General features: G+C 71.0%; 22 protein-coding genes and 1 tRNA gene. 8 read left to right on the top strand and 15 right to left on the bottom strand.

Translation table 11 applies throughout. The features are described 5' to 3' along the window. The first annotated feature begins 277 nt into the window (after positions 1 to 277). On the top strand, positions 278 to 1,162 hold the full coding sequence (locus tag IH26_RS0145595; RefSeq protein WP_030442557.1) for a universal stress protein: 885 nt from the start codon (positions 278 to 280) through the stop codon (positions 1,160 to 1,162). 399 nt (positions 1,163 to 1,561) lie between these two features. Here the strand turns inward: IH26_RS0145595 and IH26_RS0145590 are convergent, their stop codons facing one another. Continuing rightward, positions 1,562 to 4,375 carry an AfsR/SARP family transcriptional regulator gene (locus IH26_RS0145590; protein ID WP_034217483.1) on the bottom strand — a complete coding sequence of 938 codons (2,814 nt, stop codon included), beginning with the start codon at positions 4,373 to 4,375 and terminating at the stop codon, positions 1,562 to 1,564. Positions 4,376 to 4,557: 182 nt separating this feature from the next. Here IH26_RS0145590 and IH26_RS0145585 point away from each other — a divergent pair, with 182 nt between their 5' ends. Continuing rightward, complete coding sequence (locus tag IH26_RS0145585; protein WP_030442555.1) at positions 4,558 to 5,385, top strand: hypothetical protein; 828 nt, start codon at positions 4,558 to 4,560, stop codon at positions 5,383 to 5,385. A 359-nt stretch (positions 5,386 to 5,744) separates the two neighbouring features. Here IH26_RS0145585 and IH26_RS0145580 read toward each other — a convergent pair. The 3 genes from IH26_RS0145580 to IH26_RS0145570 all read right to left on the bottom strand — a co-directional run bounded on the left by IH26_RS0145580 (position 5,745) and on the right by IH26_RS0145570 (position 9,967). After that, a tRNA-Met gene (locus tag IH26_RS0145580) sits at positions 5,745 to 5,818 on the bottom strand. 67 nt (positions 5,819 to 5,885) lie between these two features. Next, positions 5,886 to 8,855 (bottom strand): UPF0182 family membrane protein, encoded by a 2,970-nt coding sequence (locus IH26_RS0145575; RefSeq protein ID WP_030442554.1) that lies wholly within the window; start codon positions 8,853 to 8,855, stop codon positions 5,886 to 5,888. Between the two features lie 83 nt (positions 8,856 to 8,938). After that, positions 8,939 to 9,967, bottom strand: a complete 1,029-nt coding sequence (locus tag IH26_RS0145570; protein ID WP_030442553.1) for a YlbL family protein — start codon at positions 9,965 to 9,967, stop codon at positions 8,939 to 8,941. Between the two features lie 90 nt (positions 9,968 to 10,057). On the opposite strand from IH26_RS0145570, the gene IH26_RS0145565 reads away from it, so the two are divergent. Next, positions 10,058 to 11,317, top strand: coding sequence for a zinc-dependent metalloprotease (locus tag IH26_RS0145565; protein WP_030442552.1), 1,260 nt, complete (start codon positions 10,058 to 10,060; stop codon positions 11,315 to 11,317). Between the two features lie 18 nt (positions 11,318 to 11,335). On the opposite strand, the gene IH26_RS0145560 is transcribed toward IH26_RS0145565, so the two are convergent. Continuing rightward, entirely contained in the window at positions 11,336 to 11,932 is a 597-nt protein-coding gene (locus IH26_RS0145560; RefSeq protein ID WP_030442551.1) for a hypothetical protein, read from the bottom strand. Positions 11,933 to 11,941: 9 nt separating this feature from the next. Then, complete coding sequence (locus IH26_RS0145555; protein ID WP_030442550.1) at positions 11,942 to 12,475, bottom strand: M48 metallopeptidase family protein; 534 nt, start codon at positions 12,473 to 12,475, stop codon at positions 11,942 to 11,944. Positions 12,476 to 12,910: 435 nt separating this feature from the next. On the opposite strand from IH26_RS0145555, the gene IH26_RS61715 reads away from it, so the two are divergent. From IH26_RS61715 to IH26_RS0145535, 4 genes are all read left to right on the top strand, one after another. Further along, on the top strand, positions 12,911 to 13,072 hold the full coding sequence (locus IH26_RS61715; protein WP_015625326.1) for a DUF5679 domain-containing protein: 162 nt from the start codon (positions 12,911 to 12,913) through the stop codon (positions 13,070 to 13,072). Between the two features lie 197 nt (positions 13,073 to 13,269). Continuing rightward, complete coding sequence (locus IH26_RS0145545; RefSeq protein ID WP_030442549.1) at positions 13,270 to 14,283, top strand: thiamine biosynthesis protein ThiF; 1,014 nt, start codon at positions 13,270 to 13,272, stop codon at positions 14,281 to 14,283. Between the two features lie 83 nt (positions 14,284 to 14,366). Beyond that, a complete protein-coding gene (locus IH26_RS0145540) occupies positions 14,367 to 15,713 on the top strand; it encodes an ABC1 kinase family protein (protein WP_030442548.1) in 1,347 nt (448 codons plus the stop codon). 25 nt (positions 15,714 to 15,738) lie between these two features. Further along, a complete protein-coding gene (locus IH26_RS0145535; RefSeq protein WP_245665982.1) occupies positions 15,739 to 17,004 on the top strand; it encodes a M18 family aminopeptidase in 1,266 nt (421 codons plus the stop codon). A gap of 337 nt (positions 17,005 to 17,341) precedes the next feature. Here the strand turns inward: IH26_RS0145535 and IH26_RS0145530 are convergent, their stop codons facing one another. From IH26_RS0145530 to IH26_RS0145520, 3 genes are all read right to left on the bottom strand, one after another. Further along, entirely contained in the window at positions 17,342 to 17,704 is a 363-nt protein-coding gene (locus IH26_RS0145530) for a WhiB family transcriptional regulator (RefSeq protein WP_030442546.1), read from the bottom strand. A gap of 143 nt (positions 17,705 to 17,847) precedes the next feature. Beyond that, a complete protein-coding gene (locus IH26_RS0145525) occupies positions 17,848 to 18,207 on the bottom strand; it encodes a hypothetical protein (RefSeq protein ID WP_245665981.1) in 360 nt (119 codons plus the stop codon). A gap of 53 nt (positions 18,208 to 18,260) precedes the next feature. After that, positions 18,261 to 20,396: an ATP-dependent DNA helicase UvrD2 gene (locus IH26_RS0145520; protein WP_030442544.1), complete on the bottom strand. Its 2,136-nt coding sequence runs from the start codon at positions 20,394 to 20,396 to the stop codon at positions 18,261 to 18,263. A gap of 80 nt (positions 20,397 to 20,476) precedes the next feature. On the opposite strand from IH26_RS0145520, the gene IH26_RS0145515 reads away from it, so the two are divergent. Next, positions 20,477 to 20,719, top strand: coding sequence for a mycoredoxin (locus IH26_RS0145515; protein ID WP_030442543.1), 243 nt, complete (start codon positions 20,477 to 20,479; stop codon positions 20,717 to 20,719). Here IH26_RS0145515 and IH26_RS0145510 read toward each other — a convergent pair. From IH26_RS0145510 to IH26_RS0145485, 6 genes are all read right to left on the bottom strand, one after another. Beyond that, positions 20,688 to 21,332, bottom strand: a complete 645-nt coding sequence (locus tag IH26_RS0145510) for a hypothetical protein (RefSeq protein ID WP_030442542.1) — start codon at positions 21,330 to 21,332, stop codon at positions 20,688 to 20,690. The genes IH26_RS0145515 and IH26_RS0145510 overlap by 32 nt on opposite strands. Then, positions 21,329 to 21,805 carry a hypothetical protein gene (locus tag IH26_RS0145505; RefSeq protein WP_030442541.1) on the bottom strand — a complete coding sequence of 159 codons (477 nt, stop codon included), beginning with the start codon at positions 21,803 to 21,805 and terminating at the stop codon, positions 21,329 to 21,331. The genes IH26_RS0145510 and IH26_RS0145505 overlap by 4 nt, the downstream gene beginning before the upstream one ends. A 22-nt stretch (positions 21,806 to 21,827) precedes the next feature. Next, positions 21,828 to 22,721 carry a phytanoyl-CoA dioxygenase family protein gene (locus tag IH26_RS0145500; protein WP_030442540.1) on the bottom strand — a complete coding sequence of 298 codons (894 nt, stop codon included), beginning with the start codon at positions 22,719 to 22,721 and terminating at the stop codon, positions 21,828 to 21,830. A gap of 104 nt (positions 22,722 to 22,825) precedes the next feature. After that, complete coding sequence (nudC, locus tag IH26_RS0145495) at positions 22,826 to 23,773, bottom strand: NAD(+) diphosphatase (protein WP_030442539.1); 948 nt, start codon at positions 23,771 to 23,773, stop codon at positions 22,826 to 22,828. Then, positions 23,770 to 25,089: a M16 family metallopeptidase gene (locus IH26_RS0145490; RefSeq protein WP_030442538.1), complete on the bottom strand. Its 1,320-nt coding sequence runs from the start codon at positions 25,087 to 25,089 to the stop codon at positions 23,770 to 23,772. Before IH26_RS0145490 ends, nudC begins: the two co-directional genes overlap by 4 nt. Next, a complete protein-coding gene (locus IH26_RS0145485) occupies positions 25,086 to 26,393 on the bottom strand; it encodes a M16 family metallopeptidase (RefSeq protein ID WP_030442537.1) in 1,308 nt (435 codons plus the stop codon). The genes IH26_RS0145490 and IH26_RS0145485 overlap by 4 nt, the downstream gene beginning before the upstream one ends. Positions 26,394 to 26,451 lie beyond the last annotated feature (58 nt).

The following is a 26,451-nucleotide window of genomic DNA, read 5'->3' as shown; positions in this document are numbered from 1 at the left end:
GGCGTCACATCAGTCACCGGCGGCAGCTACAACACCACCACCCACACCGTCACCGCCGACCCCGGCGCCACCTCGATCGCGATCACCCTGGCCTCCTGACCAGCACCCCTCGCCGGCCCCGCGACCTATCCGAAAGGCAAGGAGAACGTCTCGGGGCCGGCCCGGCACGGTGTCTTCGCCGTTCGGCGGCGACACGCCGTACGACGCCGGAGATGCCCCCGCGCGCCCGGCGGGTTAGGTTCGGAAGCGGTGACTCTCTCGCGCGGGAGGACGGCACATGACCGGTCGGATCGTCGTGGGCATCGATGGCTCGCAGCAGAGCGGCAACGCGCTCGACTGGGCGGTGGCCCGGGCCCAGCTCGGCGGCGAGCGGCTCGAGCTGGTCAACTCCTACAACCTCACCCCCGCCATCGACTTCTTCGGCTATCACGGCGTGGCGGCGGCCCAGGACGCGGACTGGCTGATCGAGCTCTCCGAACATCTGCTCGAGGCCGCGGCCGGCCGCGTCCGTACCCGCGCCCCTGACCTGACCTGCACGTTGACCTCGAAGCTGGGCCACCCCGCCCACATCCTGGCGGCAGCCTCCGAGTCCGCGGACGCCGTCGTGGTCGGCCGTCGCGGCCTGGGCAACGCCGCAAGCGCCCTGCTGGGCTCGGTGAGCAACCAGCTGACGGTCCAGGCACGATGCCCACTGATCGTCGTCGGCGAGTGCGACCTCCCCGCGGACGGTCCGATCGTGGTGGGTGTCGACGGCTCCGAGTTCGGCACGAACGCGCTCCGCTACGCCATCACCGAGGCAACCGTACGCAAATCCTTCGTGCGCGCCGTCACCGCCCACGAGGTCACACCACACGAGTTCCCCGGCGACCCGGAGCTCGCCGTGCGCATGCGGGCGGCCATCGAGGCGGAGGCCGCCACCACCAGCACCCGGGCACTTGACGAGATCGGGACCGCCGACCCTGCGCCGGTGACTGTGGACCCGGTCGCGGTGGAGGGCCGCGCCACCGACGCGATCCTGCGGCACGCCGAAGACGCGCAATTGATCGTCGTGGGCACACACGGCAAGGGCCTGATCCGCCGCGTCCTACTCGGTTCGGTGAGCCGCCAGCTCCTGAACGACGCCGACCGCCCAGTGGCGATCGTCGACCTTCCCGAAAGCTGACCGTACGGCGCTCGGCCCCACCGACCAGACCCTCGCACCCAGGTTCGGCGGCCGCGCCGCCATCAGATTCTCCGACCGGGTCCAGTAGCGCCGCCCGTCAAAGGCCGAGACCACCCACAGAATCCCGCTCGGATCCACCTCCACCACCTCAGCCAAGTCCCCGAACGTCCCCTCCCGCACCCACGTCGGCCCATCCGCCGTAAGCCGCCCGGTGCACTCCCGCGCGTACTCCTCCCGCCACCCCGCGTCCTCGCTAGCAGCCAACGCGGCACAGGCCGCCCGCAGCCCACCAATCGGCATCCCCATCGCCGGCCTCCATCCCTCATCATGGCCAGCGAGCAACCCCGCCAAATCGTCACACATGAATGAAGAATCCGCGCCGGACCCGCGAAGTGCGGCCTACCGCCCGGCGTGGCGGTGTGGATTGGTGAGCGCCACGTCCCGGCAGCGCTCGGCCAGCCGGCCGCGCAGGTTCTCGGTGCCGGCCTGATCGAGCGTTCGCAGGCTCTCGAGAGCGGCGTGCCAGCAACGCGAGGCGAGCTCGGCGCGTCCGCACGCGGCGTGGCAGTCACCGAGGTTCAGCCCGACCTGAGCCTGCGAATAGCGGTCGCCGAGTTCGTGGTAGATCTGCAGTGCCCGGTCGAGGTGGCCGATCGCCTCCTCGTGCTCGCCGCGGCGGTGGTGGGCCAGGCCGAGGGTGTCCAGCGTGCCCGCCTCACCGTGCCGGTCGCCCAGCTCCCTCAGCAAGGGAAGGGCCTGGCCGCAGCCGTCCAGCGCGGCGTCCGGCTCGCCCAGCTGGAGGCTCAGCCAGCCGATCGCGTCGAGCTCGCGGGCCTGCCACAACCGGTTGCCCGCCGTCCGGAACAGCTCCAGCGCCAGCTCGGAGTGGCCCAGTGCCGTCCGGTAGTCCCCCTGGGCCTGGTGCATCCAGCCCAGGCTGTGGTGGCAGCGGCCCTGCCCGACCGGGTCGGCCAGATCGCGGTAGGACTCCAGCGCCCGACCGAGATGAGTGGCCGCCTCCGCGTAACGGCCCAGCTGCGCATAGGTCCGCCCGATGTCCCGGTGCGCGTTGGCCGTCGCCGGCCGGTCCGCCAACCGGTCCAGGGCCGGCAGGATGGCGAGCTGGGTGTTGACCAGATCGTGCCAGTGGCCGATCCAGTCCAGGTAGGTCGTCATCGCCGAGGCCAGCTGCGACGCCTGCCGGTCGGTGCCGGGGTGCGTGGCCGCGATGGCCGCCTGCAGGTTCGCGTCCTCGGCGGCGAACCAGGCCAGCGCCGCCGGTTGGTCGGCGGGCGGCAGCACGGTCACCCCGGCCGATGGCGGGTCGGCCGGTGGGCTGGGGCGGCCCGGGTCGAGCAGCCGGACCGCCGCCGTGGCCGTTCCCGCGTAATGCTCCATCAGCCGCCGCTCGGCTCGGTGCCGATCGGCGTCGAACGCCGCGACCAGTTCCAGCCCGTACGCCCGCAGTAGGTCATGCAGGCCGTACCGGCCGGGAGCGGTTACGGTCAGCAGGTTCGCCCGCGACAGCGACGCCAGCAGCGGCCGGACCGCGGCCGGGCTGATCCCGGCGAGACTGGCCGCGGCGCCCTCCCCGATGTCCGGGCCCGGGTGCAGGGCGAGCAGCCGGAACAACCGGGCCGAGTCCGGTGACAACGCGCGGTAGGACCAGGAGAACACCGCTCGGGCGTCGGTGACCGGATCCCCCGTCTGCAACGCGTCGAGCGGCTGCGCCTCGTGGAGCTCGTCGGCGAGCAGAGCCAGCGGCAGGTGCGGCTGGTAGGCGGCCCGAGCGGCGACGATCACCAAGGCCAGCGGCAGGCCGGCACACCGGTCGACGATCCGCGTGACGACCTCCGGATCCGGGGCCGGCCGCTCTCCGGCGAGGCGCCCGATCAGCAGCTCTCGCGCATCCCCCGGCGACAGCAGCCCGAGCGGGAGGCTCCGGGCCTGGTGGGTGACGGCCAGGCCGGCGAGCTGGGTACGGCTGGTGATCACAGTCACGCAGCCGGTCATGCCGGGCAGCAGCGATCGGACCTGCTCGCTGTCGCGGGCGTTGTCCAGCAGCACCAGGACCCGCTTTCCCGCCAGGAGGCCGCGGTAGAGCCCGACCATGGCGTCGAGGCTCACCGGCACGCCGTCCTCGGGTACGCCCAGCGCACGCAGGAATCCGCGCACCGCCGCGGCCGGATCCATCGCGTCGCCGCCCGGGGCGAAGCCGCGGAGATTGACGTAGAGCTGGCCGTCCGGGAAGGCTGCCGAGACCCGGCGCGCCCATTGGACGGCCAGGGCGGTCTTGCCGACTCCGGCGGTGCCCGAAATGACGACGACGTCCGCCTCGGGTCCGGTCCCTTCCGGAACGAGGATCGCGTCCAGGCGGGCGAGCTGCTCGCCGCGGCCGGTCAGCGATGGCGACGGCGCGGGCAGCTGTTGCGGCACCGCCGGTGCGTGCCGCCGGCCGTCGTGCGGTACGACGTCAAGCACCGGGGACGCCGCGAGGATCTGCTGGTGCAGCTCGCGCAGCGAAGGCCCGGGATCGATGCCGAGCTCGCCGATCAGGTGGGATCTGGTCCTCTGGTAGTGCTCCAGCGCGTCGGCCTGCCGGCCGCAGCGGTACAGAGCGAGCATGAGCTGGCCGGCGAGGCGTTCGTCCAGCGGGCGCAGGGTGGCATGCGCGGACAGCCGGGGCAGGAGATCGTGGTGCCGGCCGCGGCGCAGCTCGAGGTCGTCGCGGTCGAGTTCGGCCGCGACACGCCGGGCGGCCGCGGCGTCCCGGACGCTGTTGAGCCACGGCAGGTCTACGGCGGCGAACGCATCCCCGCGCCACAGCTCCAGCGCCTGGGCGAACAGGCCCGCCGCGGCGTCGACGTCCTGGGTCGCCCGGGCGCGGCCGATCAGATCGTCGAACAGGTACAGGTCCACGGCAAGTGGGTCGACGGACAGGACGTATCCGCCCGTCGCCCGCACGATGGACGCGTCCTGCCCCTCCGCGACGATCCGCCGCAGCCGCGACACGTAGTTGTAGAGGGCGCCACGCGCCCGCTGGGGCGGACGACCGGCCCAGACCCGTTCGACGATCTGATCGGCCGGCACCACCCGATTGATGTCTATCAGCAGCGCGAGCAGCACGTTTCGCTGGCGGGCATGACCGACGTCCACACGGCGACCCCCGACGAGCAGCTCGACATCGCCGAGCACCCGGAATTCGACCCCCAAAACGCCCTCCCGCACAGCGGCCGCAATCGCATCGACTCTCCTCGCTGTATACCGTCGCCGCCAGGCAACTACAGAATCATGACAGCTTCGCGTGTCGTCGCCCCGGCAACGTCTGACCCGGCGCCCGGCGAGATGCCCGTGAATATCTTCCGGCGCTCCGGCCCGACGAAGGGGAGAAAGCCGTGAAGAAGCACGGAGCAAAGATCGCACTGGTGACCTTGATGGGTGCCGCCACCGCTCTGGCCGCCGTCCAGGCGCCGGCTGCCGCGGCGCCGAGCGGCGGGACGAACGGGGAGCTCGTCCGGTATGTACAGCAGGATCCGGCGGCCACGCACGTGGTGCTGAAGGGAACGAAGGTGGCCGACGGGTGCGCGTTCACCCTGACGGGCACGGGGTCGTCGGCGAGGCACGGCGCCGTGAAGCAGGTGGAAACCGCGTTCGACGCCGCGAGCTGCACGTCCTACGTGGACCGGAAAGCAATCTCGGCGCCGGTGGCGGCCGTCGGCGGCGCCGTGCGGTCCGGAACTGAGGGTAAGGCCTCCGGCGCGAGGACGGCGACGGCCGAGAAGGCGGCCGGCGCCAAGGTGGCGAACTGCTACAACCCGGGCAGGAGTACGTCGACCACCTACCTCGACGACGCCTGCGTGATCTTCTGGTTCGCCAACCCGACGACCGGCGTGCACGTCGTCGGCCTCGCCAACGAGGTGCAGTGGAACCCGGCCAACGGGTGCGCCACGTACGGCAGCTCGTACGCCAGCGACTACTACTCGACGCTGGCCGGCTGGTCGGTCAACCTGAACTCGTGGACGCCGTCGTTCTCCTGCTCCGGCGTGACGAGCTATACCTCGAAGGGCTTCTACAACAACACCTACTGCTCGGGGTCGGCCGCCACCGTGGCCTTCGACCCGGCCTATCTCACCGGCCGGGCCGACGGTTCCTACTCGTGGTCGGTGTCCTGGCGCAAGACCGGCTCCTGCTCGCTGATCTTCGGCCAGCTCGACGCCTCCTGAGCGGCCGATCGGCGAACCCGCGCCGCCGGACGGCCCTGACCGCCCGGCGGCGCCCCGCCGTCCACACTGACCTCGGCCCACCCACTTGATCGTCAGCCCGCACAGCCCCACACATCATCAGCAGAACAATGGCGACCAACACCACACCCCGAATTGAGCTGCCCACACCCGCGGAGGGCAAAGGCCCTCGACCCCCCACAAGCGCAACAACCACACCCGCGGGTAGGGCAAAGGCCCTCGACCCCCCACAAGCGCAACAACCACACCCGTGGGGGGTTCGGGGGGCTCGGCCCCCCGGCCAGCATGCGAAGAGGCCCCCTGGTCCGCGCAGTTTGCGGACAAGAGGGCCTCAGGACTCGTAGCGGGGACAGGATTTGAACCTGCGACCTCTGGGTTATGAGCCCAGCGAGCTACCGAGCTGCTCCACCCCGCGTCGGCTCGTTAACACTAGCGCAACCCGGAGGCCGCCTGCAAAACGGCCCCCGGTTGCGCTCGTCACCTCAGCCGCCGGCGCTGGGGGATGGCGTGGCCGGCGCCGATGGCTTGGCCGAGCCGGACGGTGTCGGGTTTGCGGTGGCTCCCGCCGCGGCGGCCTGCTGGGCGGCCTGGAACTTGGTCATGGCGTTGTCGAGGGCCTGCAGCGCCTCGCCGTACTTGGCGAAGTCGCCGGATTGCTGGGCGGTCCGGACGTTCTTGATCGCCTGGTCGACCTCGGCGGCCGCCTGGGACAGCTGGGTGCTGAGCTGGGCGGGCGGCGTGCCCGTATTGCCCGTGTTGCCCGTGTTGCCCGTGTTGCCGCTCTGGCCCTGGTTGGGGTTTTGCTTGCCCTGTTGGACGAGCGCGTCGAGGCCCTGTTTGAGGCTGTCGGCGAGCACCACGTACGTGCCGCCGTCGCCGTACGACATCAGCACCTTCTGCAGCAGCGGGGCGGCACTGTCCTGGTTCCCGGTCTTCACGTAGACCGGCTCGACGTACAGGATGCCGCTCTCCACCGGCAGGGATATCAGGTTGCCGTAGAGCACCTGGGCCTGGTTGTTGTTGGTGGAGAGCAGGCTGAGCTGCTGTCTGACCGAGGCGTTGTTGGTCATCTTCTGATGGACCTGGACCGGGCCGGGAATCACCGTCTGATCGGGTAATTCGAGCACTTGTAGCTTCGGCTCGTTGTTCTCGTACGACGCCGAGATCAGTGCCGCCAGGTTTTCCCGGTTGAACGGGGTCACCCCGGCGGTCAGCTGGAACCGGGTGTCCTCCTGGGTCGGCAGCTGCACGTTGAGGTAGAACGGCGGCTGCTTCACGTTGCTGGACGGCTCGTCCGGCGCGTTCGGCACCTGCCAGAAGTCCTGCCCGGAGAAGAACGCCCGCGGGTCGGTCACGTGGAACTTGGTGAGCAGGTTCCGCTGCACCTTGAACAGGTCCTGCGGGTAGCGGAAGTGCGCGGCCAGGTCGGGCGGGGTGTCCGCCTTCGGCACGATCAGGTGCCCGCCGAACGCCTTGTTCCACGCCTTGAGCAGCGGGTCCTGGTCGTCGAACTCGTACAGCTTGACCGTCCCGTCGTACGCGTCGACGGTCGCCTTCACCGAGTTGCGCATGTAGTTGACGTCGTCCCGGGCCAGCGCGACCTGCCCCTGCCCGGTGAGCTCGTCGCGCGTCTCGTTGGCCAGGTTGATCTTCTGCGAGTACGGGTAGCTTTCCGACGTCGTGTACCCGTCGAGGATCCAGACGATCCGCCCGTCGACGGCCGCCGGGTACGGGTCGCCGTCGATGGTCAGGAACGGCGCGACCTTCTCCACCCGGGAGCGCGGGTCGCGGATGTACATCAGTTTCGAGTTCGCGTTGACCGCGTCGGAGAGCAGGAAGTTGCTCTCGGTCAGCTTGATCGAGAAGACCAGCCGGCGGAAGAAGGAGCCGATCGGCACGCCGCCGGTGCCGTTGTACGTGAAGAGCTCCTCGGCGTTGTTGTTGCCCTCCTGCGGCCGGTCGAACTCGACGTTCTTGGTCTTGTCGGTCTGCCCGACGATCGCGTACTCGGTGGACTGCTCGCCGTAGTAGATCCGCGGCTGGTCGACCTTGATCTCGTCGGTCGCGGAGGAGCAGCCGCTCTGCCGGGCGTCGCCGAGGAAGCCGGAGACGAAGTACGGCAAGCCGCCGCAGACCACCTCGTTGGCCGGAGCCGCCACCAGGCCGTAGCCGTGGGTGTAGACGGTGTGCCGGTTGAGCCAGTTGTGCTGCTGCGCGGTCAGCTTGTCGTCGTTGATCTCGCGGGCACCGACCACGTAGTCGGAGGTGACGTTGTTGATCGTGTACCGGTCGACGTCGAGCTTCTTGCCGAAGTCGTAGAAGCCGCGGGACTGCTGGGACTGGGTGAACGCCTGGGACACCAGCTGCGGGTCGACCAGCCGCGCGTTCTGCGCGCTGGTGTTGCTGGCCAGCGTGGGCGGCGGCACGACGTTCTTGGCCTGATAGGGGTCGACCTTGGTGTCGTCCAAGGCGAACGCCGCCCGGGTCGCGTTGATCGAGCGCTGGATGTACGGCGCTTCCTTGTCGGCGAGGCTCGGCTTGACCGAGAAGTTCTGCACCGCCAGCGGGTAGATGCCGCCGATCGCGACCGCCGAGATGGCCAGCAGCGCCAGCGAGACGCCCGGCCAGACCAGGTTGCGCATGCCCGCGTTGGAGAACACGATGATCGCGATGGCCACCACGATCGAGATGTACGCCAGGATCTCCTTCGCCGGCAGCAGCGCGTTGACGTCGGTGTACCCGGCGCCGTACAGCCCCGGGGAGACGTGCTGCTCGAGCAGCAGGGCGCGCCGGTCCAGCACGTACGCCACCGCCTTGAGCAGCACGAAGATCGCGACCAGCGTGGTCAGGTGGGCCCGGGCCGCGGTCGTCATCCGGTCGCCGACGCCCTGCAGGCGCACCCCGCCGAAGATGTAGTGCACCGCGAGCGCGCCGAGCACCGAGAGCACCACCACGGTGAACGCGACGCCGAGCAGGTAACGCCACAGCGGATAGTTGAAGACGTAGAACCCGATGTCCATCTTGAACTGCGGGTCGTCGACGTGGAACGGCTGCGCGTTGCGGAAGAGCATCCACTCCTTCCACTGGCCCTGGGCGGACAGGCCGGCGAAGAAGCCGATGATCACGCAGAGCACGGTGATCCAGGTGCCGAGGCGCGGGCCGATCACCATCCGGTAGCGCTCGAGGGTGGCCTGCTCGGCGGAGTGCGGCCGGAGCAGGGGCCGCAGCCGGTACGCCAGGTAGAGGTTGCCCGCGATGATCAGGGCCACGAGCAGCCCGATGATCACGAAAAGCAGCAGCCGGGTGACCAGCACGCCGGAGAACACGTTGACGAAGTGGACCTCGTTGAACCACAAATAGTCGGTGTACGCGTCGATGCCCCAACCGAGCAGCGTGAAAAGAAGGAAGACCCCGACCAGGACGCCGACCGTGACGCGACCGCGCCGGCTCATCCTCGGAAGAGGGCTGTTACGCATGACCAACGTGGGCTCCACACATCATTTGGGGCGACCGGTGTCTCACATTACGACATCTGTCACGACGCCGAGCACGGCTTCGGAGTGCCGCCGGACGTAAAGGTCTTGAGCGCCGTCAGGGCGTCGTCCACCGTGGCCACCTCGGCCATCGGCAGCCCGGACACGGCGTTCTTGAGCGCTTCGGCGCAGTTGTCCTTGGGCACCAGGAAGATTTGGGCGCCGGCGCTCTTGGCGCCGACCAGCTTCTGCGGGATGCCGCCGATCGGGCCGACGTTGCCGTCGTCGTCGATCGTGCCGGTCCCAGCGATGATCTTGCCGCCGGTCAGGTCTTCCGGCTCGAGCTTGTCCATGATCCCGAGGGTGAACATGAGGCCGGCGCTCGGCCCGCCGATCTTGTCGAGGTCGATCGTGACCTTGAATGGCGCGTTCTGCTTCGTGTCGATCTCGATGCCCAGGCGCGGGGTCTTGTCGCTGCCGATGGTCTTCGTCGTGATCTTGGCGGTCATCGCCTGGCTGCCGCGGTTGAAGCCGACCGTGAAGGTGGTGCCGGCCGGCTTGGCCCGCACCGCGTCGGTGAGCGTCGTCGGGCTGGTCACCCGCGCGTCGTCGATCGTGGTGAGCACGTCGCCGGGCTGGAGCTTGCCGACCGCGGCACCGCCGGCGGTCACCGTCTTGACGAACGTCTGCACCGGGTAACCCAGCTTGGTGAGCGCGACCGTCACGGCGCTGTCCTGCGACTGGTGCCACTCCTGCGCGTTCTGCTGCTCCACCTGTTTCTCGGTCTGGCCGGGCGGGTAGATCAGCGCGCGCGGGACCACCGCGTCCTTCTTGCTGAACCAGCTGCTGATCGCCCAGACCAGCTCCACCTGCGACTGCACGTTCACCGTGGTCAGCCGCAGCTGCCCGGCCGACTGCGTGGTCTTCGCGTTGGTGACCTGGATGACCTCGGTGCCGTCGCTGGAACCGAGCGTATTGACCGTGGGGCCGGGCTTCAGCACGACATAGGGCAGCGGCGCCGCCATGACACCGACTGCCAGCAGGGCGGTGAGCAGGGCGCCGAGGATGACGGTTACACCGCGACGTCTCATGCGCGGGAGCCTATCGCCTCACCCTGAGTTCTCTCTGAGCTGACACCGCCATCGGTCCGGACCGTGCCTTTCGCGCGTACGGTTGTCTACGTGCCTGATATCCCGTTCGGTTTCTCCTTGCCGGGCGCCCAGCCGCCCGACCCCTCCGACCCGCAGCAGATGCAGCAGTTCATGGCCGATCTGCAGCGGATGTTCGCCGGCGGCCCCGACAGCGGCCCGGTGAACTGGGACATGGCCCGGCAGATCGCGGCGAGCCAGCTCTCGGCGTCCGGCGACCCCGCGGTGAACATGTTCGAGCGCCACCAGGTGGAGGAGAGCCTGCGCCTGGCCGACCTGTGGCTCGACCCGGTCTCCGCGCTGCCCAGCGGCATCCGGCTGGCCGCCGCGTGGAACCGCAACGAGTGGATCTACAACACCCTCGACGTGTGGAAGAAGCTGTGCGACCCGATCGCCGGGCGCATGGTCGGCGCGATGGGCGACCTGGTCCCCGACGAGGCGAAGGAGCAGCTCGGCCCGATGCAGTCGATGGTCGCCACGCTCGGCGGAGCGCTCTTCGGCGGCCAGCTTGGCCAGGCGCTCGGCCAGCTCGCCGCCGAGGTGCTCTCGGCCGGCGACATCGGGCTGCCGCTCGGCCCGACCGGCACGGCCGCGCTGGTCCCGGCCAACGTGAAGGCGTATGGCGAGGGTCTCGAGCTCCCGGAAGACCAGGTGCGCCTCTACGTGGCCCTGCGCGAGGCCGCCCACCAGCGGCTCTTCGGCCACGTGCCGTGGCTGCGGGCGCATGTGCTGACCGCCGTCGAGACGTATGCGAACGGCATCACCGTCAACCGCGAGGCGATCGAGGAGGCGATGAGCCGCGTCGACCCGAGCGACCCCGAGTCGATGCAGGCCATGGCCCTCGAGGGCATCTTCACGCCGGAAGACACCCCGCAGCAGAAGGCGTCGCTGGCCCGGCTGGAGACCGCGCTGGCGCTGATCGAGGGCTGGGTCGGTCACGTGGTCGACATCGCCGCGGGCGAGCGTCTGCCCAGCGTGGCGGCGTTGGGTGAGGCGTTCCGCCGGCGCCGGGCCGCGGGCGGTCCGGCCGAGCAGACCTTCGCCGCGCTGGTCGGGCTCGAGCTGCGGCCGCGCCGGCTGCGCGAGGCCGGCGCGCTGTGGGCGGCGGTCACCGAGCACCGCGGCATCCAGGGCCGGGACGCGCTCTGGGGCCACCCCGACCTGCTCCCGACGGAGGAGGATTTCGCCAACCCGCAGGTTTTCGCCCAGAGCTCGCTGGATTGGGACATCAGCGAGCTGGAAAACCTGGGCAAAGCCCCCGAGGAGGGCGAGGGCCCGGAGGAAGAGAAGTAACCGGAGGAAGAGAAGCAATCAGCCGCCGAGGAGGGCTCGGGTGTTCTCCCAGCCCTCCAGCGCCGGGTCGAGCGAGGCCAGCTCGGCCGGCCCCCGCAGGCGGCGCCACTCCGGTGCCGAACTGACATCGCCCGGCTGCGGCGCGGTCCTGCGCAGCAGTGCGGCGGAGGCGCCGTCCAGGTCGTGATCGATCAGCCAGGGCGGCGCCGGCAGGCTCGTCGCCAGCCCCAGCAGCCCGTTGCCGGGGCCGCCGGCGGCGACCGCCACGGCCTTGTTCTCCAGCGGGCGCAGCAGCTTGCCCAGGATCATGCCGGGCACGTCCGGGGCGTCGGCGGCGATCACCGCGGCCTGGTCGAACCCGTCCGCGGCGGCCGCCGCCAGCACGGGCAGATACGTCGCGGTGGGCACCTCGTAGATCCGCATGCCGGGCCAGGCGATCTCCTCGGCCAGCTTGCGGTCCTCCGGCGTGGCGGCGATCGCGGCCTCGGCCTGGGCGAGGCGGGCGAGCAGGTCGACCACGTCCTCGGCGAGCGCGGCCCGCCAGGCCAAGAGACCCACCCCGGGCGGGCTCCACTCGACCGGCACCAACAGAGCAGCCACAACCCGTCGCACCACGGGTCAACCTTAGTCGTCCTGGAGAACCAGGCCCGTGGCGGCGGAGATGCCCTCCAGGTAGCCTCGCGCGCGCTCCGACTTGGGGTAGCGGGCGACCAGCTCCCAGAAGCGGGTGCTGTGGCTGGGCACGACCAGGTGGGCCAGCTCGTGCAGGAGCACGTAGTCGATCACCCAGTCGGGCATCTCCTGGATGCGGTGGGAGATGCGGATCGTGCCGTCGTCGGGGGTGCAGGAGCCCCAGCGGCCGTTCTGGTTGGTCACCCAGCGGACGCTGGCCGGCATCACCTGGTCGACGTGGTCGGGCAGGTAACGCGCCGTGAGCCGGCGGGCCCGGGCCAGCAACTCGTCGTCGGTGCGCCGGATGCGTTCCTCGCGGGCGGCCAGCCGGGCGAGCATGCGCTCGACCCACTCGGTTTCCTCGGCGCGGGAGAAGCGGTCCGGGATGAGCACGACCACGCGCTCACCGTCGCGATACGCGGACACCGTCCGGCGCCGGCGCTGGCTGCGCCGCACTTCGACGACAGGCTTACGCGTCCGGGCCATTACCGGCTCGCGTGGCCCAGATTCGGGTTCACGTTGAGACGCTAATCCGTGAGACCCATGTCACCGCAAGAGTACGGCCGATGACACCCGCCGGATATGGGCGCTTCCTCCCCGTATAACCGAAAAAATTTTCCATGGTCGCAACATCGTTGCGGAGCGGCCAACCTAGCGCACCCGGACAACCCGCCACCAACGCCCTATTTGATCCACTTTGCCGGTAATTTCCGGCGTGTTCGGGCTCAACTTCGCAAAAAGGACGAATTCTCCGGCACACTCACGACGGCGGCGCTGACGAGACATGGAAACGGCCGGAGTTGGGTAGTGACCGCCCCTGGCGGGGAGGTCACGTCCACGTGGCCGCGGAACGGCCGAGCGCCGCCACCGAGAGGCATTCATCGGGCCGACCCGGGCCGACGACACTGACTAGGAGGAACCGTGGCCGACAACACGTACAACGGCTACTGCGTGAAGTGCAAGGAGAAGCGCGACTTCCAGGGCACCGTGGAGGTCTCGAAGACCGGCATGAACATGGCGAAGGGCAAGTGCCCGGTCTGCGGCACCACCGTGAACCGGATCCTCGGGAAGGCCAAGGCCTGATTCACCCGGGTGGGTAGAGCGGTGGCGAACGCTCCGCTCTACCCATAACCGTGTCCAACCGGGCACGTTGAGTGAATGTGGATACCGCCTGAGCCCTGTGGATAACTCGCGTTTTCCTGTGGACAACGCGTGTCACGGCCACCGCGGCCCTGTGGACAACGACGCTCTCCGCGTCACGCCGATGACAACCTGTCACGGTGAACCGTCCCACCCTGATTCCCGGCCTGCCCCGGGTCTGGCGCCGCCCCGACGAGTTGCAGCTCGGCTCCGATCCGGCCCGTGCGCTGCTGTTGCACCTGCCCGACCCGCGCTATGAGCGGGTTCTCGACCTGCTCGACGGCACCCGCTCCGAGCGGCTCGTGATGATCCGCGCCGCTGAGTTCGGCGTCCCCGCCGACGAGTGCCGGGTCCTGCTCGACGCGCTGGCCAAGGCCGGTCTCATCCTCCCGGCCACCGCCCTGATCCCGCACACGCTGTCGGCCGAGTCCCAGCGGCGACTGGCCGGCGAGGCCGCGGCCCTGGCCCTGCACGGCGTTCCCCGGCCGGCCCAGGTGCTGCGCCGGCGGGCCGCCGCCCGGGTGGTGATCAGCGGGCATGGGCGGCTCGGCGCGCCGATCGCGGTGGCGCTCGCCCAGGCGGGCGTGGGCGACGTGCAGCCCGAGGTCACCGGCGACGTTCGGCCGGGCGAGCTGGCGGGCGGGCCGCTGCTCGCCGGCGACGTGGGGCGGTCCCGGCGGGCGGCGATCATCGACGCCCGGTCACGCTCGGTGCCGAAGAGAAAAGACGATGCCGCCGTACGGGCGGGGGTCCCGTTCCTGCTGGTCCAGCTCGATCATGACGAGCCCACGGCGCTGCGCTCCGCCGTGCTGGCCGGCCACCGGCGCCCCCATCTGGCGGTCACCGTGCGGGAGGGCGTGGCGGTGATCGGCCCGCTGGTCCCGGCGGCCGGGCGGCCCTGCCTGAACTGCCTCGACCTGCACCGCCGCGAGCGGGACGCCGGCTGGCCGGGGCGGGTCTCGGGGGCCTCCGGGGAGGAGCCGTGCACCGTCGCGACGCTGCTGGCGGCCACGGCGTACGCGGTCGGTGAGGTTTTGTCGTTTCTCGACGGCGACGTCCCGCAGACGATGGGCGCGACCGCCGAGGTCGCCGGCCCCGGCCGAGTGCGGCGGCGCAGCTGGGCGCCGCATCCGGAGTGCCCGTGCGCCCGCTGAGGTTTGGCGGACTTTCCTCGTATAAGCCGCGAAGCGGTACCGCGCGGGCGGATGACCGGCGATCCGTCGGTCACAATGATCTGGTGAGCGACATACCGCGTCGTGCCGCGTCCCGCACCGCGAGGCTGGCCGCGCTGCCCCTGGGCTTCGCCGGGCGGACGGCCCTGGGCCTGGGCAAGCGGGCCGTCGGGATCGCCACCGACGTCATCTCGGCCGACATCCAGCAACGCACCGCCGAGCAGCTGTTCAGCGTCCTCGGGCAGCTCAAGGGCGGTGCGATGAAGTTCGGCCAGGCGCTCTCGGTGTTCGAGGCGGCGCTGCCGGAAGAGATGGCCGGGCCGTATCGGCAGGCGCTGACCAAGCTGCAGGAGGCCGCGCCCCCGATGCCGGCGGCCAGCCTGCACAAGGCGCTCGCCGAGCAGCTGGGCGAGGACTGGCGGGAGAAGTTCACCGAGTTCGACGACAGCCCGGCCGCCGCGGCCAGCATCGGCCAGGTGCACCGCGCGCAGTGGAAGCTGCCGAAGGCGCGGAAGAATGCCCGGCAGAAGACGGTCGAGGTCGCGGTCAAGGTGCAGTACCCCGGGGCCGGCGAGGCGCTGCTGGCCGACCTCAAGCAGCTGTCCCTGCTGGCCGGCATGTTCAAGATCATTCAGCCGGGCATGGACATCAAGCCGCTGCTGGCCGAGCTGCGCGCCCGGATCACCGAGGAGCTCGACTACTCGCTCGAGGCGCGGACCCAGTCGGCCTTCGCCGAGGCGTTCGCCGGCGACGACGAGATCTACGTGCCCCGGGTGATCGCCTCCGCGCCACGGGTGCTGGTCACCGAGTGGGTCGAGGGCACCCCGCTGGCCAAAGTGATCACCGACGGCACGCCCGAGGAGCGCGACGAGGCCGGCCGGCTGATGGCCACCCTGCACTTCTCCGCCCCGGCCCGGGCCGGCCTGCTGCACGCCGACCCGCACCCGGGCAACTTCCGGATCCTGCCGGACGGCCGGCTCGGCGTGATCGACTTCGGCGCGGTGGCGCGGCTGCCCGGCGGCCACCCCGAGCCGATCGGCCGGCTGGTGCGGCTCGCGCTGGACGGGGACGCCGAGGCGGTCGCCGACGGGCTGCGCGACGAGGGCTTCATCAAGCCGGACGACGAGCTGGACGCCGAGGCGGTGCTGAAGTTCCTGCGCCCGATGATCGAGCCGCTCGCGGTCGACGAGTTCCGGTTCACCCGGTCCTGGCTGCGCGGCGAGGCGGCCCGGCTGGGCAGCCCGCGCTCCCCGGCGTACCAGTTGAGCCGCAAGCTCAACCTGCCGCCGTCGTACCTGCTGATCCACCGGGTGACGCTGGGCTCGATCGGGGTGCTCTGCCAGCTGGAGGCGTCCGCGCCGTACCGGTCGATCGTGGCGAAGTGGCTGCCCGGTTTCGCCCCGGTCGGGTGATCGGCCCCGCCCTCACCATGATTCGATGGGAGGCATGGACGCCACCGCACACATCGACGATCTCGGCAGCTTCATCACGGCCTCGCCCAGCTCCTACCACGCGGCGGCCGAGGTGGCCCGTCGGCTGACCGCGGCCGGCTGGGCGGTGCTGGACGAGACCGCCGACTGGCGCGAGGCGGTCCACCCCGGCGCCCGTCTGGTGATCGTGCGGGACGGCGCGGTGCTCGCCGTCGCGGTGCCCGAGCGGGTCGGCCCGGTCACCCCGTTCCGGATCCTCGGCGCGCACACCGACTCGCCGACCTTCAAACTCAAGCCGCGCCCGGCGCTCGCCTCGAACGGCTGGCTGCAGGCGTCCGTCGAGATCTACGGCGGCCCGATCATCGCCTCCTGGTTCGACCGGGAGCTCGAGCTCGCCGGCCGGCTGGTCACCCGGGACGGCACGGTCCACCTGGTCCGCACCGGCCCGTTCGCGCGCATCCCGCACCTGGCGATCCACCTCGACCGGGAGCTGAACTCGTCGTTCGCCCCCGACCGCCAGCGCGACGTCCAGCCGGTCTTCGCCGTCGAGGGCCCGGACGTGCTCACCCATCTGGCCCGGCTCGCGGACGTCCCGCCCACCGAGGTCGCCGGCCACGACGTGGTCGCGGTCGACTCGGCGGCGCCGGCTCGCTTCGGCGCCGACCGGGCGCTGTTCGCCGCCGGCCGGCTGGACAACCTGTCCTCGGTGCACGCGGGCCTGACCGCGCTGCTGGCTACGCCGGTCGACGGCGCGATCGCCGTGCTGGCCGCCTTCGACCACGAGGAGCTGGGGTCGGAGAGCCGCTCCGGGGCGTCCGGCCCACTGCTCGCCGACGTGCTCGACCGGGTCGCGGCGGCCCTCGGCATCGACCTGTCCCGAGCGCTACCCCGCTCGTGGTGCCTGTCGGCCGACGCCGGCCACGCCGTACACCCGAACCGCCCGGAAAAACACGACCCGACCCACCGCCCGATCGTCGGCGGCGGCCCCCTCCTGAAGGTCAACGCCAACCAGCGCTACACCACCGACGCGATCGGCACGGCGCTGTGGTCCCGCATGTGCGCCGAGGCCGGCGTCCCCTGGCAGCCCTTCGTCTCCAACAACGCGGTCCCCTGCGGCTCCACGATCGGCCCTCTGACCGCAACCCGAATCGGCATCCCGACGGTCGACGTGGGCACCCCGGTCCTCTCCATGCACTCGGCCCGCGAACTCTGCCACCTCAACGACCCGGCATCGTTGGCCGCCGCCGCGACAGTCTTCTTCACCGGCGCATGACCGCATCCCCGCCGGGCGCAAGCGTCCGGCGGAATCACGGAAGGCCCGTCCGCACACGCGGACGGGCCTTTTTCGTGCTTCTCATCGGTTGTCAGCGGGTCTTAGTAGCGCCCACCGCCGAGTTCGCGGGAGGCCCGGCGATGGGCCTCCATGGCTACCTGGCGAGCGGGGCGGTGTGCCTCAGGTGAAAAGCCACTCTGAGGCCGACGCATTCGGGCCCTGGACAACGCCTCTTGGAGAAGTCTCATCCGGGAAGCTCCATTCGTGCTCATCACGGTCTCTGCTTTCGGTTGTGGCCTCTTGGCCGTTCGGGGAGGGCTGGTGTGTGCTGGAGTTGTCAGGCCGCGAGACGGACCTGGCTGCGGGACTCGAGGCCGTTCGCGGCGAGCCGCTCCTCGACCTCGTGGGCCAGCTCGGCGTCGCGCGCCACGTCCGCCTTACGCGGACGGCCACGCGGCCGCTTGCGCGGGACCACGGCCCCACGCTCGAAGATCTCGCCGCCCCAGACTCCCCAGGGCTCGTTCCGCTCGACCGCGCCGGCGAGGCACTCGACGCGCAGCGGGCAGTCCCCGCAGAGCGACTTGGCCAGCTCCAGCTGGGCCGGGGAGTCCGAGAACCACAGGTCCGGGTCGAACTTCCGACAGGGCAGGTTTGCCTCGATGTCGACGCTCACGTCGATCGGGGCCAGCGCCAGACTCATAAAGCCCGGTCACCTCTCTCTTCTAACTCGATCTTCTGGATCGCAGTGCTGGTCGCGCACCGGCCGGTGAGCCGGCAAAAAAATTAGGCCGCGGACCCTGTACGGGTTCCGCGGCCTCGAGGTGAGCCGGTAGGTCTGGTTGATCAGACCGGCCTTCCTCGAGGCGGGACACCGCTGCCACCATCCGCGTAGCGCTTCTTGGAGACATCGAGGCCCATGAACCCAGTGGTGCCATTGATCCCGTCGGCAGACGTCAGGGCCTGGGCCAGCTCGGCCTGGACCTGGACCTGGTGCGCCCACGAAACCGGGGCCCGCTCGGCGGCGAGAATCGCTACCGGCCGGACAGCCTGAGCCGGAGCTTTCGGCTCGATGGCGGTCGGAGCGCAGGCAGGGTTCAGCGGCGCCGACGGTCGCGTGGTCATCGTGTAAATCTCCATCGTTGCCACCTCCTCCAGATGCGTTGCACTCGTCGTTTTTCTCTCGTGGAGCAGGGCGCTCCGCAAGGCGTGTCCTGAGGCTATGCCTCCCGCTCAAGGGAGGGCAAACGAATTACGGACTAGTTTTCAAAGTTTTTCGTCACGAGCTCGTCGGGGCTCGCGCCGCCCACCAAGGCGAAGACCGCATCGCCGTACTGGCCGAGCTTTCGGGGACCGATCCCGGCGATCGCCAGCAACTCGGCGGGCTTGCTCGGGCGGCGTTCGGCCAGGGCCACCAGAGTGGCGTCCGTGAACACCACGTACGCAGGAACTTTCAGCTCCTCGGCGGTGCGCTTGCGCCAGACCTGAAACCGTTCGAAAAGGTCTTCGTCGAGGTCCGACGGGCAGGTCGGGCAGCGGCCCAGCTTGCGGTCGGCGCCGGCCAGCAGGGTGGCGCCGCAGACCCGGCAGGAGGAGACCTGCGGGCGGCGCCGGTCGGGTTTCCGACTGCGGTCGCCGGCCCGCTCGGTCGACGAATGGCGCTCCAGCTGCGGCAGGAAGCGGCACGGGCGCCGGGCGCGGCCCCCCGCCGAACGGGCCTGACCATAGGAAAGCCAAAGCCACTGCCGGGCGCGGGTCACCCCGACGTAGAGCAGGCGGCGCTCCTCCTCCAGCTGCTCGGGCGTTTTCGCGTACGTCGTGGGCAACGTCCCGTCGGAGAGCCCGACGAGGAAGACGGCATCCCACTCGAGGCCCTTGGCCGAATGAAGTGAGGCGAGCGTCACACCCTCGACGGTCGGGGCGTGCTGCTGCTCGGCCCGGCGGGACAGCTCATCGTTGAACTCGGTCAGCGACACGTCCCGCTGCACGGCGCCGGCCTCGCCGATCGGCACGAGGGCGGGCGCCTTCGCATACTCCTCGGCCAGGGCGACCAGCGCGGCCAGCGCCTCCCACTGCTCGCGCGCCGCGCCACCGGCCGGGGGCTGCTCGCGCGCCCACCCGGTCGCCGCGAGCGCGTCGACCACCGCCGGCACCAGCGGGGTCTCGCCGGGTGTGGAGCGCACCGCGGCGCGCAGCGCGATCATCGCCTGGCGGATCTCCGGCCGCTCGAAGAACCGCTCGGCGCCGCGCACCACGTAAGGCACCTCGGCCTCGGCGAGCGCCTCCTCGTACGTCTCGGACTGGGCGTTGGTACGGAACAGCACGGCGATCTCGCTGGGCGAGGTGCCCGAGGAGATCAGCTCGCGGCAGCGGCGGGCGCCCGCCGCTGCCTCGCCGGCCTCGTCCGGGAAGATCTTGAGCTCGGGCTCGGCGCCGGGCGGGCGCTGGCCGACCAGTTCCAGCCGCAGCCGCGCCTCGCTGCCGCGGGCCTGCCGGATCACCGCGTTGGCCAGCCCGACCACCTGCGGCGTCGAGCGGTAGTCGCGGACCAGGCGGACCACCACCGCGTTGCGCAGCCTGCGCGGAAAATCGATCAGGTACGCCGAGGTCGCGCCGGTGAACGAGTAGATGGTCTGGCTCGCGTCGCCGACCACGGTCACGTCGTCGCGCCCGCCCAGCCACGCGTCGAGCAGGCGCTGCTGCAGCGGGTTCACATCCTGGTACTCGTCGACCACGAAGTGCCGGTACTGGTTGCGGATCTCCTCGGCGACGTCCGGGTGCTCCTCGATGCCCCAGACCGCGGCCCGCAGCATGTCCTCGAAGTCGATCACACCCTGCCGCCGCTTCAGCGTCTCGTACGCGGCGAAGACCTCGGCGACCTTGGCCGGCTCGTACGGCGGCTCGCGCAGCGCCTTGGTCGCGGCGACCGCATACTCCCCCGGCTCGACCAGCGACGATTTCGCCCACTCGATCTCGCCGGCCAGGTCACGCGCGCCGGTGCGGTCGGTCCGGACGCCGGCCCGGGCGGCGGCGAGGCCGACCATCCTCGCCTTGGACTCCAGCAGCTCGGGCATCTGGCGCCCCTCGAGCAGCCGGGGCGCGAAATACCGGACCTGACGCAGGGCCGCGGCGTGGAACGTGCGGGCCTGCACGCCGGTGGCGCCCAGCGCGCCGAGCCGGGCCCGCATCTCGGCGGCGGCGCGGGCGGTGAACGTGACGGCCAACACGTGCCGGGAGCTGACCTCGCCGGTGAGCGTGCGGTACGCGATGCGGTGGGTGATCGCGCGGGTCTTCCCGGTCCCGGCGCCGGCCAGGATGCAGACCGGGCCGGCCGGGGCGGTCACCGCCGTCCGTTGCTCGGGGTCGAGCCCGGCCAGCACCGCATCAGTCCGCACGCGGGAATCATGGCACCCCGGTCTGACGTTGTGCCGCAAGGCGGAGTGCCAAGTGACCCAGCCGAAGGGATCCCTGACCGATGTTGACCATGTATTCGACGTCCTGGTGCGGCTATTGCCACCGGCTCAAGTCGCAGCTCGATCGCGAGGGGATCGCCTACGACGTCGTCGACATCGAGCAGGACGAGGCAGCCGCCGAGTTCGTGCAGACCGTGAACGGCGGCAACCGCACGGTCCCGACGCTGAAGTTCGACGACGGCTCGGCACTGACCAACCCGTCGATCGTCCAGGTCAAGGAGCACTTGGCGGCGCTGGCCGCCTGACGCTCGCGCACACCGCCATCAGCGCCGAGGCCTTCTCCTCGGCTTCGGCGATGATGGCGTCCAACTCGGCGTCGCCCAGCGCGAGCTCGTCCGCGAGCGAAGCGAAGAGCAGCAGGTGTACGGCGATGACCACGCCCTCGTCGATGTCGCCGACCGGGACCGACTCGCCCAGCGCCGCGCGCACCAGCATCTCCGCGTCGAGCAGCGCCAGGCCGGCCGCCGCGTGGTCGTGCGCCGCCACCGCGACCGTGCGGCTGATCTCGGCCAGCGCCGCCTCCGGGTCGAAGCGGCGGCGCACCATCAGACCGAATGCGATTTCCCAGACCCGGCGCGCCGACTCGTCCACGTCGCCGGCCGGGGAGCCGAAGCGGGACGGCGCCTCGTCCCGCGCGGCCTGCCGCAGGTAGCGGCCCGCGTCGGTGACGATCGCGCCGCTGCCACCGGGCACCCCGGGCGGCAGCTGACCGGAGAGCGCGCCGATGACGGGTGACTCCGGCGGGGGCTCTTCCTCGACCCGGCGAAGGCGCCGCCGGGCGCTCTCGGCCGCCGGCTGTTCCGCCGGCTCTTCCGTGACCGGCGGCTCGAGGTGCGAGCGGCGCCTGTTCTTCTTCACATCGCCCTCCGGCCGACCACCCGGTTACGCGGCCGGTCGAACCGGGCCACCCGCTGCTCGGCCTGATCGACCAGGGCGAACAGCTCGGCCGGCGGCACCCCGGGCGGGCGGGCCAGGTCGCCGACCACGTGGCAGATCAGCTCGAAGCGGCGCAGCTCGGGCACGCCGTGGGCCAGTTCCGGCTCGCCGATCGCCCCACGGATCATGGCCTCGGTCTCCCGGGCCAGCTCGCCGGCGGCCGGCAGCGACTGGTAGTCCAGCAGGTCGCGAACGTAGCGGGTGACGTCGCGCGACTCGCGCCCGACGAAGCTGCGGCGGACCGCCACGGTGAACAGCTCGCGTAGCAGCCGTACGGCGCGCGGCGAGTCAATGAGACGCGACAGCGACCGCGCCGGGCGCTCCTCCCCGAGTGCCTCGAGGATGAGCCGGCCCGCCGCGGTCGCCGCTTTGTCTAATGTCCCGGTTTGCCCCACATAGGGGACTCTAACGGGGGTCTTACGGGATGAGAGCCGGAATGCTGGAGTCGAGCAGGCCCCGCTCCTTGAGCGCGCCGTAGAGCGGCACGGTCGACGGGTCGTGGCCCCATGCGTGGTCGCCGGTGCTCTGGCCGCCGGGGCAGTGGCCGAGCAACTGCTTCTGCACCGGGTTGAGCCCGTCGAACCAGGGCTCGTTCGGCAGGTGGGCGACGTCGTCGCGGCCGGCGATCCAGCGGTACGTATACCCGAAGAACGCGCCCATCCGGGTCCAGGTCGAGTAGTTGTCCGACCGGGCGTGCCAGATGCGGCGGTCGAAGACGACCAGGTCGCCCGGCTTCGCGGTGATCTGGGTCGCGCCCTCGGGCTGCGGCCACGGGACGCCACGGCTCGGCGGGCCGGGCAGCCAGTTGGTCTTGTGGCTACCCGGGATCACGGTGAAGTTGCCCCGGCCGGTCTCGCTCACGTCGGAGAACCAGAACGCCAGCTTGACGGAGAGCATCGGCCGCGGGTCGGTCTCGATCTCGCGGTTCTGCCGGCCACCGTCCTGGTGCCAGTGCCACCACTCCTTCTGCTGCTCGTGGATCTGCGGGTGCACGTCCACGTGGGAGTGGTAGATGTGAATATTCCACCCGAGCAGCGACCAGATGTACTTGAACGCGGCCGGGTGGTCGATCAGGAACGCCAGCTCGGGGACGGACGTCACCGCGGAGAGCTGGTGCAGCGAACCGGTCGCGTTCAGCCCGTGGCCGCCGGGCTGCTGGGCCCGTTCGAAGGCCGTCTGGAGCGCGTCACGCCCGGTCTCGACCTCGCTCTCGCTGAGCACACCGGGAACGACGAGGATGCCGTCCCGGTCGAACTGGGCGCGCTCGTCGTCCGTCATGGGCGCCCAGGCGGGCGCCTCCACCTGCGTCATCGAAAAATCCACCTCTCGGTCTTTGTAGTTCGAGACGCAGCATGGCCGCATTTTGGTTACCCGGGAAGGAGAAAACTTTTTCTGCTTCGACCGATATCAATACGTTACCGGGCGAAACCACCCAACCACGTCTCAATAAGGAAGAAAGCGATCGAAGACCGCATCGGCAGGCTCATTCGGACACCGGTCTCGGGGTGGACGAAATCGCCGGCGATCATCTTGGCGATCTCGTCCCGGGTGAACCAGTGCGCCTCGTCGATCTCCTCCGGTTCGAGCCGCAGTTGTTGGGCCGGGTCGGCGACGGCGTGGTAGCCGAGCATCAGCGAGCCGGGGAACGGCCAGGACTGGCTGCCCGCGTACGTCAGGCTCGACAGCGGGATGCCCACCTCCTCGGCCACCTCGCGCAGCACCGCGGCCTCGGCCGACTCGCCCGGCTCGACGTAGCCGGCCAGGCAGGAGAAGCGCCGCACGCCGTCCGGCCCGGCCGGCCAGGTGGCGTTGTGCCCGAGCAGGCAGCGGCCCTCCGGCCCGGGCACGCCGTCGTGCACCAGCACGATCATCGCCGGGTCGGTGCGCGGCCACATCTCGTTGCCGTCGGTGTCGCGCCGCACCCAGCCGGCCTCCACCGCCGTGGTGGCCAGCCCGGTACGCGGCGAGAACCCGTGGCTCGCGTGCCAGTTGGCCAGCGCCGCCGCAGTGGTGAACAGTCCGGCGTCGCGGGCATCGAGCAGGTGACCCACGTCCCGCAGGGAGGCCGCCCGCACGCCCTCCGGCAGCTCGGCGGAGACCGCCCAGAGCGCGGTGCCCTCCGGGTCGACGCCGAGGAACCAGCGCTCGGCGCCGGCCGGCGCCTCGGCCGTGGGGACCAGCACCAGCCCGACCTGGCCGTCCGGCCGGTCCTCGATCTGCGCGCGGCCACGCGGGTCGAGAACCAGCACCAGGCCGCGGGACCAGGCCTCGGCGAGCCAGGCCTCGTCCCGGCGGCGTACGGCGGAGCGATCGAGCGTGCTGCGGGCCAGCGGCGGGGTCGGGGGGAACTCGGGGCTCCTCACGCGGTGCCGCGCACAACCTGGGTGAGGGCGGAGAGCGGGGCCGCCACCTTCTCGGCGTCGCCGAGCACGACGGTGACCGCCTGGGTCGGCGCCAGGAACTTGGCGGCCACCTCGGCCACCTGCTCCCGGGTCGCCGTGGCCAGCGCCGCCGAATGCTCGCGCAGATGCTCCAGGCGCAGGCCGAAGCTCGCGTACATGCTGGCCAGGCCGGCCAGGCCCGCCTGGGTGGACATGCCGAGCCGCAGCGTGCCGAGAGCGTACCGCCGGGCCTGCTCGAGCTCGTCCTCGCCGGGCGGGAGGCTGGCTATCCGGCCCAGCTCGTACAGGGTCTCGAGCAGGGACGGGCCGGTCACCTCGGTGGCCACCTCGGCCGCCACCATCAGCGAGGAGCCGGCCAGGTAGTGCTCGATCGCCGTGTGCGGACCGTACGTGTAGCCCTTGTCCTCGCGCATGTTCTCCACCCACCGGGAGGAGAAGTAGCCGCCGAAGATCATGTTGGCCAGGGACAGGGCCGCGTACTGCGGGTCGGTGCGGGGCAGCGCGGGCAGCGCCATCCGCAGCGAGGACTGCACCGCGCCCGGGCGGTCGACCAGCAGCAGCGGGCCGGGCTCGAGCGGCGGGGTGGCCGGGAGCGACTCGTCCCGGCCGGGACCGGTCCAGCTGCCCAGCGCCTTCTCGGCGGCGTCGATCGCCTTTTCCGGGCTGATGTCGCCGACCAGCACGAGCACGGCGCCCTCCGGGCGGACCCGGTCGGCGTGCAGGCTGCGCAGCGCGGCCGGGCGGACCGCGCGCACCTGCTCGGGCTCGGGGGTCTGCACCGCGTACGGGTGGTTGCCGTACATCCGCTTGAGCAGCGCCGTCCGGGCGATGTGGGCCGGCTGGCTGAGCGCCACGTTGATGTGGTCGACCAGCCGGTCGCGCTCGGTCGCCACCTCGGCGTTCGGGTACGCCGGGTCGGTCAGCACGGCGGCCAGGATCTCGAGCATCCGGTCCAGCCCGGTGGCCAGCGCGTTCCCGGTGATCAGCAGCCGGTCGGGGTCGAGGCCGGCGGAGAGGCCGCCGCCGACCGACTGCAGCTCGGCCGCGATGTCGACGCTCGACATCGCGCCGGTGCCGGTGAACAGCGCCTGGGACAGCAGGGTGGCCCGGGGCAGCGGCGCCTTGCTGAACGGCACCCGCAGCCGCAGCTCGACCAGCGGCACCGAGGTGCGCCGGATGGCGATCACCGTGAGCCCGCCGGGCAGCGAGCGCTCGGCCTGTTTCGGAAGCTTGAGCTTGGCGTCCGGCACCAGGTCGGGCAGCTTCTTGGTGGTCATTGGGCGGCTCCCGGGAGGACCTCGACGGTGGCGCGCCGGTCGGGGCGCAGGGCGGCCGCGGCGGTGACGATCTGTGCCTCGGTGACCTCGCCGACCAGCTTGGGTAGTTCGTTGAGCAGTTCGGGGCGGCCACGCTGCAACTCCAGCACGGCCATCGGCAGCGCCCGGCCCAGCACGGCGTCGGTGTCGCGCAGCAGGTGGGTCGCTATCCGGGCCTGGGTACGCTCGAGCTCGCCCGGGGCGAGGCCGTCGTGCACCAGGCGGTCGAGCTCCTCGTCGACCGTGCGCAGCACCTTCTCCGCGTCGCCGCCGGGCGGCATGTGCGCCTGCAGCAGCAGCGCGGTCGGGTTGCGCACCTGGAACTCGTCGCCCATGAAGCCGATGTAGCCGCCGATGCTGGTCACCGAGCGGTCCCGCTGGACCAGCCGCTCGACCAGCCGGGACGCCTCGCCGTCGGTGAGCACCTCGGCGAGCACCACGTACGGCAGGTACTCGTCGAAGCCGGCGATCGGGTCGGGCACCCGCCAGGCGCTGGCCACGCCGGGCAGCGGGGCGAGCCGGTCGGTGTACACGTCGCGCCGCTCGGCGTCGGGCGCGGGCTCGTCGAAGTCGGGCAGTGGCGGCGCCGGGCGGGCCGGCACGTCGCCGAAGTGCCGCTGGATCATCGCGGTCGCGTCGGCCACGTCGAAGTCGCCGGCCACCGCCAGCGTCGCATTCCCGCTGGCGTAGTAGCGGTCGAAGAACGCCTTCGCGTCGTCGACGGTCGCGCTGTCCAGGTCGCCGAACGAGCCGTACCCGTCGTGCGCGTTGGGGAAGGTGGAGAACATCACCGGGGGCAGCTTGAGCCAGGGGAACCCGCCGTACGGCCGGTTCAGCACGTTGACCCGGATCTCCTCCTTCACCACGTCGATCTGGTTCAGCAGGTTTTCCTCGGTCAGCCGCGGGCCGCGCATGCGGTCGGCCTCGAGGAAGAGCGCCCGCTCCAGCGCGCCGGCCGGCAGCACCTCGAAGTAGTCGGTGAAATCCAGGTGGGTGGAGCCGTTGAAGGTGCCCCCGGAGCCCTGCACATGCCGGAAGTGGGCGAGTTTCTCCAAGTTTTCCGAGCCCTGGAACATCAGGTGCTCGAAGAGGTGGGCGAAGCCCGTCCGCCCCTCGGGCTCGGAACGGATGCCCACGTCGTAGACGACGGCCACCCCCACGACGGGTGCGCTGCGGTCGGGCGTGAGAACCACCCGCAGGCCGTTTTCCAGGGTGAATCGCTCGACCGGGTACTTCGTTGCGGGGATCTTGCCTCTGCGCGCCACGGACTGACATTAGCGCGCTCCGTGTTCATCGTCCCCACGGCAGGTCACCGCCGATCTG

This window comes from Actinoplanes subtropicus (assembly GCF_000721705.1).
Taxonomy (GTDB): Bacteria; Actinomycetota; Actinomycetes; order Mycobacteriales; family Micromonosporaceae; genus Actinoplanes; species Actinoplanes subtropicus.
Note: the sequence above shows the minus strand (reverse complement) of the source record. Positions and strands in the feature narration are given on the sequence as shown.